At 52.4% G+C, this 13,328-nt stretch carries 9 protein-coding genes; 3 read left to right on the forward strand and 6 right to left on the reverse strand.

Annotation, left to right across the window (positions count from 1 at the left end):
* Nucleotides 1–119: 119 nt before the first annotated feature.
* Nucleotides 120–1,685 carry a RagB/SusD family nutrient uptake outer membrane protein gene (locus ACYVK4_RS29625; protein ID WP_461131199.1) on the reverse strand — a complete coding sequence of 522 codons (1,566 nt, stop codon included), beginning with the start codon at nt 1,683–1,685 and terminating at the stop codon, nt 120–122.
* Nucleotides 1,686–1,709: 24 nt separating this feature from the next.
* On the reverse strand, nt 1,710–4,940 hold the full coding sequence (locus tag ACYVK4_RS29630) for a SusC/RagA family TonB-linked outer membrane protein (protein WP_461131200.1): 3,231 nt from the start codon (nt 4,938–4,940) through the stop codon (nt 1,710–1,712).
* 364 nt (nt 4,941–5,304) lie between these two features.
* Between ACYVK4_RS29630 and ACYVK4_RS29635 the strand changes: the two genes are divergently transcribed.
* Both ACYVK4_RS29635 and ACYVK4_RS29640 read left to right on the forward strand, forming a co-directional pair.
* The gene (locus ACYVK4_RS29635) at nt 5,305–6,444 is read left to right on the forward strand and encodes an FG-GAP repeat domain-containing protein (RefSeq protein ID WP_461131201.1); all 1,140 of its coding nucleotides are present in this window, start codon (nt 5,305–5,307) and stop codon (nt 6,442–6,444) included.
* 80 nt (nt 6,445–6,524) lie between these two features.
* A complete protein-coding gene (locus tag ACYVK4_RS29640; protein WP_461131202.1) occupies nt 6,525–6,932 on the forward strand; it encodes a hypothetical protein in 408 nt (135 codons plus the stop codon).
* Nucleotides 6,933–7,229: 297 nt separating this feature from the next.
* Here the strand turns inward: ACYVK4_RS29640 and ACYVK4_RS29645 are convergent, their stop codons facing one another.
* Both ACYVK4_RS29645 and ACYVK4_RS29650 read right to left on the reverse strand, forming a co-directional pair.
* Nucleotides 7,230–8,714, reverse strand: a complete 1,485-nt coding sequence (locus tag ACYVK4_RS29645) for a Gfo/Idh/MocA family protein (RefSeq protein ID WP_461131203.1) — start codon at nt 8,712–8,714, stop codon at nt 7,230–7,232.
* Nucleotides 8,715–8,790: 76 nt separating this feature from the next.
* Entirely contained in the window at nt 8,791–9,519 is a 729-nt protein-coding gene (locus ACYVK4_RS29650; protein WP_461131204.1) for a pseudouridine synthase, read from the reverse strand.
* Nucleotides 9,520–9,557: 38 nt separating this feature from the next.
* Here ACYVK4_RS29650 and ACYVK4_RS29655 point away from each other — a divergent pair, with 38 nt between their 5' ends.
* Complete coding sequence (locus ACYVK4_RS29655; RefSeq protein ID WP_461131205.1) at nt 9,558–11,270, forward strand: CehA/McbA family metallohydrolase; 1,713 nt, start codon at nt 9,558–9,560, stop codon at nt 11,268–11,270.
* Between the two features lie 176 nt (nt 11,271–11,446).
* On the opposite strand, the gene ACYVK4_RS29660 is transcribed toward ACYVK4_RS29655, so the two are convergent.
* Both ACYVK4_RS29660 and kduI read right to left on the reverse strand, forming a co-directional pair.
* Complete coding sequence (locus ACYVK4_RS29660; RefSeq protein WP_461131206.1) at nt 11,447–12,220, reverse strand: SDR family NAD(P)-dependent oxidoreductase; 774 nt, start codon at nt 12,218–12,220, stop codon at nt 11,447–11,449.
* Nucleotides 12,221–12,262: 42 nt separating this feature from the next.
* Nucleotides 12,263–13,147 carry a 5-dehydro-4-deoxy-D-glucuronate isomerase gene (gene kduI, locus ACYVK4_RS29665; protein ID WP_461131224.1) on the reverse strand — a complete coding sequence of 295 codons (885 nt, stop codon included), beginning with the start codon at nt 13,145–13,147 and terminating at the stop codon, nt 12,263–12,265.
* Between the last annotated feature and the right edge of the window lie 181 nt (nt 13,148–13,328).

Below are 13,328 nucleotides of genomic sequence, written 5' to 3' on the forward strand. Positions count from 1 at the left end.
TATCAGAAAAGTAGAGAGTCTATGCAATTAAATGCCTGATAGGCAGCATAAAAAAGGCCTCGATCATGTGTACATGATCGAGGCCTTCAGCAATGGTAAAAAGAACTACTCCAGTAAACCTACACGCCTGGGTAACCTGGGTTCTGAGTTTTCAGGTTAGGGTTGTTCAACAACTCCTGTCTTGGAAGAGGCAGCAACAGGTGCTTCTCCTGCAAAGCCTGATTCGAGCTCAAGTTAATGTGACCCACAAAGTTGTCGAAGCCGTTAGTCTTCTCGTTGTAAACTTTCCGTAACCGGACCATATCGAACCAGGTGATCTGCTCATAGCACAGTTCGCGCCAGCGCTCCCGCCATACCGCTTCCCGCATGGTAGCCTGAGTGTAGGTACCCGGCGCCGGAGTGGTCAGCGTAGCCCGGTCCCGAATCCGCTTGAAGGCATCGTAGGCCGCCTGAGTAGGGCCACCCACTTCGTTCTGCGCTTCGGCGTAGATCAGCAGCGTTTCGGCGTAACGGATCTGGGGCACGTTGAGGTTGTTCTGACGAGTTCCGGCTACGCCGGCCGTTCCGCTGGAGGTACGGTTGAAGTGCTTGAACACATAAGGTGCGCCTAAGGAGAAAGGCGCTCCGTTGCCGTTGGTAAAGTAGGTGGTGTAGAAATACCCCGCCTGATCTTTAGTCCGCAGATCGCCCGGCTCATACGAGTTGTAGAAAGCCGCTGTCGGCACGGAGCTACCGGTACCTCCCGGCCCGTTGAAGGTAACAGGCTTGAAGTTCGGAAAGAAGTTATCCATAGGGTTACCGGCCACAGTCGTGTTGTACTGGAGCATGAACAAGTGCTCAACTCGGTTCTCGGTGCTTTCGCGATGGACATCTTCATAATTTGTGAAGAGGTTGATCACCGAAGGGTTGGCGTTGGCATAGGTAATGACCTCGAAGGCTTTATCAGCCGCCAGTTTGTAGTGCGACGCGCCTTTGTTAAGGGGGAATCCCGCCATGGTCAGGTACACTTTAGCTAACTGGGTTTTGACCGCTGCCAGATTAACCCGACCACTCACATCCATCCACGCCAATCCAGCCGATTCAGCGGCCAGCAGGTCTTCGACAATTACTTTGTATACATCTTCCTGGGCTGCCCGTGTGGGTTGGAAATCGTCCGACGAGGCCGTCTGTGGCTTGGTGATTAAAGGAATATTACCCCATAGTCGCACCGCTGTAAAGTAAGCCGAAGCGCGTAGGAAGCGAGCTTCCCCCAGAATCTTGGTTTTCTGAGCCGCATCCATCGGTGTGATGCCTGGCACCTTATCCAGCACCAGGTTCGCGTTGGCGATAACCCGGTAGAGGCCGTTCCAGTAGTTGACTACATGGGCCGTGTTACCATCATGTACTAACCCGTACAGGTTATTCAGGTCGGAGTTCTGGGCCGTCTCCGTAGTAGAGGTTCCCGTCAGGGCTTCCAGCAACTGCCAGTTGCTGGAGAAGATCCCGGCTCCGTCGCCCATGAACCGTAACGTGGCGTAGGTAGAGGCCAGAGCCGCTTCTGCATGGTCGGGAATGGTGTAAAAGCTGGTAGGCGTCAGATTGGAAGGAGCCTGTTCTTTAAGGAATTCGGTGCAGCCGATGGGCCCGGTCAGGGCTACGCCAACCAGTAAAGCACGGCTGATGTGTTTTGCGAATGTATGTCTCATACTATGAAATGTCAGTTAAGTAAATTACAGGCCAATCTGAAGACCCAGCATGTAGGTGGTTGGTTTGGGGTAGTTATGCCAGATCATACCCTGAGAAAAGGCACTGTTGCCGGCTCCCTGGTTGGTTGGCGTAACTTCCGGATCGCCTACAATGGGGTCTTCGACGGACAGGAAGAAGTTCTGTGCCGATACATATAGGCGCAGGCGGTTCATTTTGAGCTTGTTGGTTACTGCAGCCGGGAAGGTGTAACCAAACAGCAGGTTACGACCCCGCAGGAACGAACCGCTCTTAATCCAGTGGCTGTCCACGTTGGTCACGTAACCAGCCCGCGTATCCCGAACCTCGGCAACCATGGTGTTCTGGTTGGTGGGCGTCCAGGCGTTTAGCACCGAAGAATAGCTGTTGGCCAGGGCCTGACGGTCTTCGCTGGGGTGCAGGTTCATCAGCATTACGTCGTTACCGAACATGTACTGAAGCTCCAGGGTAGCATCGAAGTTGCCAACGCGGATGTTGTTGGTCATCGCCCCCCAGCCCTTCGGACTGCCGTTGCCAATGATGCTGCGGTCAGCATCGGTGATGGCTTTGTCGCCATTGACATCGAGGTACTTGATATCGCCGGGCAGAATGGTCAGACCGTTGCGGTAGCTGGTAAACTTAGCGGCTTCTTCGCGCTCGGCTTCACTCCAGATACCCAAACGGGTCAGACCCCAGAAGGAACCAACCGATTCGCCCACCCGGATCACGTTCGTGGGGTTGGTAAAGTTCGGACCACCTACGTTGAAGATATCCGAAGGCGTGGCCAGCGACAGCACTTTGTTGCGGTTGAGCGAGATGTTGAAGGAGGTGTTCCAGCTGAAGGTGCCGCGGTTGACGTTCACCGTGTTTAAGCCGAATTCAAATCCTTTGTTCTCCATCGAACCCACGTTACGCCGGATGGTGGCATAGCCGCTCGACTGAGGAACGGGAGCGTCCAGGAGCATGTCGGTCGTCAGACGATAGTAGTAGTCCGCTTCCAGCGAGATGCGTCCTTTGAGAAATGCAATCTCAAGACCCACATCGGTCTGAGCAGTTTTTTCCCAGCGCAGGTCGGGGTTAGCCAGACGGCTGATACCCGTACCACCAACGCGGCCGTCGTTGTAGATCGTCGAATAGTTCGAGCTGAGCAATGACAGTGACTGATACGGCGGAATCTCGGAGTTACCCGTCAGACCATAGCTGGCGCGGATTTTCAGGTTGGAGATAACCTGGTTGCCTTTGAGGAAATCCTCTTCCGATACCCGCCAGGCCAGAGCCGCCGAGGGGAAGAAGGCAAACTTGTAATTTTCCCCGAACTTGGAAGACCCATCGGCCCGGCCCGTTGCCGTGAAGAGATACTTGTTCTTGTAGCCGTAGTTGATCCGGCCGAAGTACGAGTTAAAGGCAAAACGCGACGCGCCCGAGCTAACCGATGGGTTTGTTGCACCCGCCCCTAAGTTGTTAAAACCGAAGTAGTCGGTAGCAAAGCCGCTCACGCTGGCGCCGATGCCAAAGGTGTTGGTTTCCTGCCACGACAGACCCAACAGACCCGTGAAGGAGTGGTCCTGACCGAACTGCTTGTTGTAGGTCAGGTAGTGTTCCAGCGACCAGAAAGAGGTCTTATTGTTGTTAGTCGATGCGTTGCCGTTACCACCAATGTTGAGCGTACGGGTCTGCGACTGGTTGATCTCCTGGGTCTGGATATTGGCACCCAATACCGTGCGCATCTCCAGCCCTTTGCCTAAGGTGATGTTGGTGAATAAGCTACCCAGCGTGGTCTGCGTATTCTGAATGTACCGACGGTCCATCAGTCGGTGCACCGAGCTCATGGTTCCTTCGGCAAAGGGGTAGTCCCGGTTTTCAGCATAGATCCCGGTAGTCGGGTAAGTAACGGGCAGGAACGGGAAATCTTCCACGATCTGACGGGCCACGGCATCGTTGACGTCTACCAGGTTTTCGGACTGATTGTTGTAGCTCAGCGTACCGCCGATCTTGAGCCAGCTCTTGACCTGATCATCAATCGAGAAACGGCCCGAGTAACGCTTCATGTAGGAGGTTTTGATCAGCCCCTGATCGTCGCGGTAGTTGAGCGAGAGCGAGTACTGGGTCCGCTCGTTACCCCCACTGAAACCCAACTGGTGGTTCTGGGATAAGGTGTTCTGCGACGATTCTTTGAACCAGTCGGTGTCGTAAAGCGGATTCAGGTTAGCATCGAACACACCAGGGCGGGCGGCACTGAACGCGGCCCGGCGTACTTTGGGGTCCAGATAGGACCACTTGCCAGCGGCCCAGCCCACGGGGTCATATTTGGCCATGTTGGCGTAAGCCAGATCTTCGGTAGCCAGATACTCTTTGGCATTGAGGACTTTTGGCTTGTTGGGTCCGATGGTGTTGACGCTGAACTGACCATCGTAGGTGACCCGGCTTTCGCCAGCCTTTCCTTTACGGGTCGAGACCAGGATAACGCCGTTGGCACCCCGAGCTCCGTAGATGGCCGTCGAAGAGGCATCTTTGAGGACCTCGACGTTGACGATGTCGTTGGGGTTGATGTAGTCGATGGGGTTGCTGAACTGATCGCCGGTACCCTGGGGCAGCATGACGCCATCCACCACATAGAGGGGGTTGTTGGAGGAGTTGATAGAGCTGAAACCGCGGATCCGGACGGTGGTTCGTCCGCCGGGTCGTCCCGAGTTGGTGTTGACCTGCACCCCCGGCATGCGGCCCGATAGTGCCTGGTTGAGGGAGGACGTGGGGCGTTCCTGAAGTTGTGCTTCCTTGACGCTGGTGACAGCACCGGTAAGGTCAGACTTTTTGGCGGTACCGTAACCGATAACCACGATCTCGTCCAGCACTTTGCTATCCGCTTTGAGGCTTATGTTGAGCGATGTCTGGTTGCCAATGCGTACTTCCTGTGGCACATATCCAACAAACGAGAAAACGAGTGTGGCACCACCCGTGGGAATTTCCACCCTATACCGGCCATCGGCATCGGTAACGGTTCCACGCTGGGTTCCTTTCAGGATTACACTTACACCCGGTAAGGCTTCATCTTTCTCATCGGTAACCCGACCGGTTAACGTTCGGTCGGCAGATGCAGTTGGTTGAATGAGAAGCGGTTTAACACTAAGCGGGTCTTTTGCGTAAGTAAATGTTGCACACAGAGCCGCAAGCAACAGTTGAGTAGTTACTGTCCTGAACGGTCTGGTCAACCTGACTTGTGGAGGTAAGTGTTTCTTCATACAAAAATGAATAAAAGTTATAGGTAGAGAATTAAGCGGATGTAAAAATTGTACTTAATTGCAATATTTATAGAAAAAACATCTACCTGTGCTTAACTACTCATATCACATTAGAAAATAATTAAAAAATAATAGTAAGGAAAACATCTGTTAAGCATCAGAATCTTCAGAAATGAAACCTTGCCGCTAAAAACTTATTGCCAAACTTAAAATGAGTAATTTAACCTATGTTCTTTATAGGTTAGTTTATGAGTAGTATCTGATTCTTTAAAGCGTCTTCACACCCCTAAGTAAAGTCTGGGGATGCGTGTTGAAAGTAGGGATTTATAGCCTTTGACTTTAATCAGCTAAAACACACCTGTGTATGCTACGTACGCTTTGCAGTCTGGTTGCCCTGTTCGTTCTGGCAGCTGCTGTTGCTCCCGAACCCGGTCTTCGGTTTAGCCGCCATTTTGTGGCTGCCGAGAGTTATGAATCAGTTGGCGTGTTCGATGTCGACAATGATGACACGCTCGACCTGGTATCCGGAGATTTCTGGTATGAAGGCCCTACGTTCTGGAACCGGCACCTGATTGGCAATGAACCCCGAAAAGATCAGTATTACGATGATTTTTCTACCATTCCGCTGGATGTCAATGGCGATGGGCGACTTGATTTTATAACCGGTGGCTGGTTTGATCAAACACTGCGCTGGGTTGAAAATCCGGGTAAGAAAGGGGCTACGTGGCCATCGCACGAGATTGGTAAGGTTGGTAATGTTGAAACGACCCGTGCCTGGGATGTTGATGGCGATGGTACCGTTGATATTGTACCCAACAACCCGAACCACCCGCTCAAGTACATAAAACTTGTAAGTCCGGGCGTCTTTAAAACCATTACGGTAGCTCCTACGCAGGGGCATGGCCTTGGCTTTGGCGATATCAATGGCGACGGTCGGGCCGATCTGATCGTTAGCGATGGCTGGCTCGAAGCCCCCGCTAACCGCGAGGCCGGTCCGTGGACGTTGCATAAGGAATTCTCATTCGGTACAGCCAGCGTGCCTATCATCGTAGCTGATGTGAACGGCGACAAGCGTAATGACCTGATTGTCGGGCAGGGGCACAGTTATGGTTTACACTGGTATGAGCAGACTCGGGATGCAGCTGGCCAGCGCGTCTGGACGAAGCACCTGATTGATGATAAAAACTCCCAATACCACTGTCTGGAATGGATCGATATTACCGGCGATAGTCGTCCGGAGTTACTGACCGGTAAGCGCTTTCGGGCTCATAATGGTAAAGACCCCGGTGAACTGGACCCCGTTGGTCTGTACTATTTCACCTGGGATCCTTCAAAAAAACAGTTTGTGAAGCATGACATTGCCTATGGTCCGGCGGGAGTTGGCAAAGGAACGGGAATTTATTTTGCTGTGGCTGACTTGCACAAAAACGGCCGAAAAGACATTATTGTGGCTGGTAAAGACGGATTATTTGTATTTTTTAATGAGGGCCGAGCAAAAAAATAACGATTGTTAGTCTATATGGATAGAGGATTTTACGTATTTTTATCTTTCGTACTTTATCTCTTCCCGTAACAATCTGATTTATGCAGCGTGCTCAATTAAAAGAATTTTACGGCTATGGACTTATCCTGGCCGTATTGACAACCGTTCAGGTGTATTCTGTTTACGTCGCAACGACAACTGATTTGTCGCTCACCTGGAAGCATTATGTTGGCTTTGGCGCTACTGCCCTGGCCGGTATTTTATGGGCGTTCCGAAAGCCCGGTTACCTGTTCTACGCTCTTGGGCTAACGCTCGTGCTGGGTTATGAAAACCTCATTGGGTTTACCCCTACACTCGACTTTACCGCTACCCGGTATTACTTCAACAACATGGCTTTCCCGGTATCTTATCAGGATTTCTCGATGTACATGCTGCTGATCTGGGCCTATGTAGCCCACGGGCGCCTGCGGACGATGGCGCAGTCGTTGTTAGTGAAGTCAGTGAAGTAATGAAGTAAGTAAGGTGCGTCTATCTATCAGGCAGAAATTTTTTAGGAAATTCTGCCTGATAGATAGACGCACTTTTTTATGGTTTGATAAACCTGAATAATCTTGTGCGCCTAAAAAAATCTGGAAATTGCCCAGTTGGCAAAGTAAGCCGTAATGGTTGCCAACCCGATCGAGTACACATAGTATCTGATTGAAAAATTTTTGGTGCAGTACGTAAAATGGGTGGAGTGAGTGGAGGAGGTAAACAACAGCTTTACCTCCTCCACTCACTCCACCCATTTTATTAATTACGAGAATCTACGCCGTTAACGACCAGCCCTGGCGGTATTCGCGCTTAACAAACTGGTTGGCTTCGTCCATGTTCGTGATCTTCATGTTTTTGCCATCCCACAGCAGTCGCTTGCGTCCTGGGTAGTCAAAACCCTTGCCATCGGCTTTGGGTGTCCGGAGGGTATAGCTGCGAATGGCCAGGTTGCCCATCAGAACAGACTCTGTCAGTGGACCAGCAAAGTCGAACGAAGACGTGAGAGCCTTGTGTTCTTTGCTGTTGAAGCCCGCTTTGCAAGCCTCTGTCCACAACACCTGGTGGCCGTTTTCGGGTAAGCCGCCCGTTGGTTTGGGAGCCGCCACCAATTTTTCTCCGCTCTTGGTATACAGCCGTGGGTTGTCGCCATACATACCGCAAACGATAATGCCTTTGTCACCCTGCATGATGACACCATTTTCGCCGTTTTCGGGCATGGCTTCCCCTTCGGGCAGCATGTCCGGACGGAATGGCCGCAGACCGCCATCCTCCCAAATCAGCGTTACCGCCGACTTGTTCTTGCTCGAAGCCGGGAATTTCAGTTCAACGTGTGAGGACGGTGGGCATCCTTCGGGAATGTATTCGGGCGTCCAGTCTTTCAGGAACACCTGACCGATACTGGTTTCGACCTGGGTTGGATAGCCAAGTCCCAGCACGCGGAAGGGTACGTCCATGATGTGGCAACCAATATCGCCCAGTGCACCAGCACCGAAATTCCACCAGCCGCGCCATTTGAAGGGGTGATAGGCCGGCGTATAGCCAACCTTTTGAGCGGGTCCGAGCCACAGATCCCAATCCAGATCGACGGGTGTTTCGGAAGCGGGTTGTGGTACCGGAATACCCTGCGGCCATACGGGCCGGTTGGTCCAGAGGTTGATGGTATGTACGTTGCCGATGAGTCCTTTGTCGAACCACTCCACCATTTGCTTCTGCTGTGGATTGGAGGAACCCTGGTTGCCCATCTGCGTCACCACTTTGTATTTACGGGCTGCTTCGGTGAGCATGCGCGCTTCATAGATATTGTGCGTCAGGGGCTTCTGTACATACACGTGCTTGCCCCGCTGCATAGCGGCCATGGCAATAACGGCGTGGGTATGGTCGGCAGTTGATACGGTTACCGCGTCAATGTTTTTGCCTTCCTTATCCAGCATCTCCCGGAAGTCCTTGTAGCGTTTAGCATTGGGGTGCTTAGTGAAATTTTCTTTCACGCGGGCCAGTCCCCAGTCTACGTCGCACAGGGCCACCATGTTATTGGCTCCGTTGTTATACGAATTATTGGTATCACTAAACCCTTTACCACCAAAGCCGACCCCGGCAATATTGAGTTTATCGCTGGGTGCTATAAAACCTTTGCCGCCCAGCACATGGCGGGGCACAATAAAAAAGCCTGCCGCAGCCAGGGCACCCGACTGCATAAACTGCCGTCGTGTGGTGCCTGAATTCGTCTGGCCCGGAGTTGAGTTATCTGACTGATTCATAAGAAAACAGATATTGTACGGATTGAAAAAGGAAAAGCAGGGTGGCGTATTTTTTTACTTTTAGGGGAGTAGGTTTTTAAATTCTCTTCCCAAACAGCTCCCCCAACATCCGCTCAAACTCCGCCTGAAACGGGGCCGTAATCGTAAGGGTTTCTTCTGAAACTGGGTGCGTAAACTGAAGCTGCTGCGCGTGGAGCAGCATGGTGTTCATCTCGAAATGCTCCTTGAATAACTTGTTCTGCTTGTTGCAGCCGTGGGGCCGGTCGCCGATGATGGGGTGGAGGATGTGGGCCATGTGTTTGCGTAACTGGTGCATTCGGCCGGTCGTCGGTGTTAACTCCACCAGTGAGTAACGGGAGGTAGCATGTTTGCCAGAGGGTAGGGGAACCTCCGTTCGCTGGATGGTTTTCAGGTGTGTAACAGCCTCCTGAAGTATGCCTAGATTACCGTTGCCATCGTCCTTGCGGAGAGGGTAATCAATCGTCAGCTCATCCGGGGTGTAGCCGCGTACAATGGCCAGGTAGGTCTTGTGGACGGCCCCATCCATAAACTGTTGCTGCATGATGGCGTTCATGGAGTCGGAGAGGGCGAAAAGGAGGGCGCCCGCCGTTTTTCGGTCGAGACGGTGAACAGGATAAACCCGCTGGCCCAACTGGTCGCGGAGGAGCTGAACGGCGAATTCGCTGGCGTCGCTGGCAATCATCGACCGGTGAACCAGCAAGCCGTGCGGTTTATTAATGGCAACCAGTTCTGTATCCTGATACAGTATAGAAAGCGGTTGGGTTGTATTTATCACTTGAGTCATCACCCGCAAATAGCACAAAAATACACACGGTCTTCGGTATGCTCCGTATAGGGTTCGCTTATTTACATGGTTGCTGTACACTGGAATGGTATTCCGGTGGGCCGTCAGGCCAAAAAGGACGCCAAATAGGCCTGACGGCCTATCGGAATACAATTCGTTTTGCCAATATATACATTGGTTTACTGTGTGGCATTTTATGCCTGTTTCCGCTGAATGACTCCCGTGCACAGGGAAAACCGTCCGGCTCACTTCGTATTGACGTACGTGATGCACAAACCGGTGAAGCCACGCCCGTTCGTGTCCGACTAACGCAGGCGGGCAGGATTGTCAAGGCACTGCCCATTCAGGTGGCTGCGGTGTCGTATGGCTTGTGGGATCATGCCGACGGATATGCCTACCAGCCCGATAGTTCGTTTTATGTGCCGGGGCAGTTTACTCTTGACCTGCCAGCGGGAACTTATGAGTTGTCCTTAATGAAAGGCAATGAATACATTAACCAGAAACATACGCTGGTTGTAAAGCCGGGGCAGGTGCTTCGAAAAACGTATACCCTGACGCGCTGGATCAATATGGCGGCACGGGGCTGGTACTCGGCCGACGATCATATTCATATCCGACGGTCGCCGGGCGAGAATCAGGCGTTGATGCGCTGGATTCAGGCTGAAGATCTCAATGTGGGCGTTCTTCTGAAAATGGGTGATTTCTGGGAGACGTATTACCCGCAATATGCTTTCGGCCCAGCCGGAAATTACCAACAGGGCAACTACCTGCTCACGCCCGGTCAGGAAGATCCCCGAACCCCCGAATTGGGCCATGCACTGGGGTTCGGCGCCACCGGTTCGGTACGCTACAAACAGGAGTATTATTACTACGACAAGGTCTTTGATGAACTCCACAAGCGGGGTGGCCTGACTGGCTACGCGCATCAGGCCGAATCCTTTCATGGGTACCGGGGCCTAACGCTCGACGGGCTTCGGAGTAAAGTAGACATGCTCGAACTACTGCAATACTGCGTATCGGATGAGCCCTTACATACCGAAAACTATTACCGGATGCTCGATCTGGGCTTCCCGCTGACGGCCACGGCGGGGTCAGACTTTCCCTGGTGCGGGCACGACCACGACCACGGTCCGCCCGAGCAATCGGCCCGCATTGGCAACGCCAGGTTTTATACCTACCTGCATGAGCCGTTCAGTTATTCGGCCTGGAAAGCAGCTGTGCAGGCGGGTCATACCTTTGTGACAAGCGGTCCAATTCTTGATCTGAGAGCCAATAAGGCAATTCCCGGCGACCGACTGGCTCTCACGAAAGGAGAGACGCTGACGCTAAACGCCGAAGCATTCGGACAGGCGAAACAAACGCCACTCGACGCCCTGGAACTGGTGGTTCATGGTAAGGTTGTCGGGCGGGTTACGAAAAATGATCCAGGGCAGTCGGTAGACCATCTGACCATTACGCTCGACTTTCCTGCTTTAACGCACGGCGTATGGGTGGCCGCCCGCTGCTATGGTGCGGGTAAGCAGGCCGCCCATACGACACCCGTTTATGTCAGTGTCGATGGGGGCGGTTTCCAAAATCCCGAAACCGTTGGGAGTTACCTGCTGCAAAGTGAACAGTACCTGCTCGAACTGGAAAAGGAACTAGACACGCACAGCGACAACCCGGAGTTCCGAGCCTGGTATTACAAGAAAGGCCTCAAAACCCGAATGGACGAGACACGGGAAGTGATTCGGGTTTTGAGGGGGAAGTGAATGTAAGTTGTACCTACGGACTGAAGTCCGTGTTTTTACAAAAAAAATTGCTTTATGCTCTATAGAAACACGGACTAAAACCGAACGCAGTCCAGCCCACGGGGATAGCTACGGTTTTAATCTTTTTGGGAAAAGGTTTCTTGTGTAGCAAACACGGACTGAAGTCCGTGGGTACATTAACGGCCCATCCAGCCGCCGTCGACGGTGAGGATGGTGCCGTGGACGTAGTTGGCGGCAGCGGAGGCCAGAAAAACGGTGGGCCCTTTAAAATCGTCGGGTTCGCCCCAGCGAGCGGCCGGTATCCGATCCAGGATGGATTTGCTGCGGATGGGGTCGTTGCGCAACGCTTCGGTATTGTCCGTTGAAATATAGCCGGGGGCAATGGCATTGACATTAACGCCTTTGGATGCCCACTCGTTAGCGAAGGCTTTCACCAGACTGCCCACTGCGCCTTTGCTGGCTGCATAGCCCGGCACCGTAACCCCGCCCTGAAATGTCAGCAGGGAAGCCGTGAAAATGACCTTTCCACTCCCTCGCTCGACCATGTCTTTCCCGATTTCGCGGGTGAGGATGAACTGAGCCGTCTGGTTAACCGCAATCACTTCGTCCCAGTATTCGTCCGGGTGTTCAGCAGCGGGTTTGCGCAGGATAGTGCCCGCATTATTGACCAGAATGTCGATAACGGGGTGGTCTTTCTTTACCTGTTCGATAAAGGCATAGACAGATTCACGCTTACTGAAATCAGCCTGATAAGCGTAGAATTTCCGGCCAAGCGCCTGAACAGAACCGGCTACGGCGCTGCCTTCCCGCTCCAGGTTGGCCGAAACACCAATAATGTCGGCTCCGGCTTCGGCCAGCGCTTCGGCCATGGCTTTGCCAATACCGCGTTTGCAGCCCGTTACCAGTGCCAGTTTACCGGTTAATGAGAATGTATTGAGGACTGAGCTCATGTATGCTTTTAAATTAGGAATTGCCCTTGTGCCAACGAGTGCTTACTTCAGATCGGTTATCGCGCAGAAGTCCATGTCGCCATAATCGAGGTTTTCTCCGGCCATCCCCCAGATAAAGGTGTAGTTGGATGTACCGGCTCCCGAGTGAATCGACCAGTTGGGCGAAATAACCGCCTGTTCGTTCTGTATCCAGATGTGGCGTGTTTCCTGTGGCTGACCCATAAAATGACAAACGCTCTGGCCCTGCGGCACTTCGAAGTAGAAATAGACTTCCATCCGCCGGTCGTGGGTGTGCGCGGGCATGGTGTTCCAGACACTTCCGGCCTTCAGCTCGGTCATACCCATCTGCAACTGGCAGGTTGGCAATACACTGTTGACCAGCAGCTTGTTGATGACCCGGTGGTTGGCCGTTTCCATGCTGCCTAAGGTAACTACTTCGGCATCGGTCCGGGATACTTTACGGGTCGGATAATTCTTGTGAGCCGGAGTCGAGTTAAGGTAAAATTTAGCGGGAGCATTGGCATCTGTTGAGATGAATTGAATCTCCTGCGTTCCCTGGCCGATGTACAGGGCTTCTTTATAGTCCAGATCGTACGATGTACCATCGGCAATGACCTGACCAGCACCCCCTACGTTGATGATACCCAGTTCCCGCCGTTCCAGAAAGTATTTCGCTTTGAGTTGATCGGGTGTGTCGAGGGTAACGGGGCCGTCAACGGGCATAATGCCACCCGTCAGATATCGATCGAAGAAAGATAAAACCCACTGGAACTGATTGGGAACGAACAGGGGATCAATCAGGAAATTTTGCCGGAGTTGCGTTGTATCCATGCCTTTCACTTCGCCTGGCGAAGATGCATAACGGCTTTCGAAAATAGTCTGGGATGCGGTTTGGCTAGCTGTCTGCGTTGACATTTCGGTTTGCATGGGGGTAAAATTACCAGATGGTAACAGTGATTTAGTCGTTGTCTGATCGTTGAGGGGGAATTTCATTGACTTCGAAAAATACAAAATGACAAGTTGAGCCTTAGTTAATCCAAAAGCTTACACCTATCATTTTCATTTTTCTTGTATAGGTATCTCACACGAATGTAAAGGGCTAATACAA

The organism is Spirosoma aerophilum, from assembly GCF_054782495.1.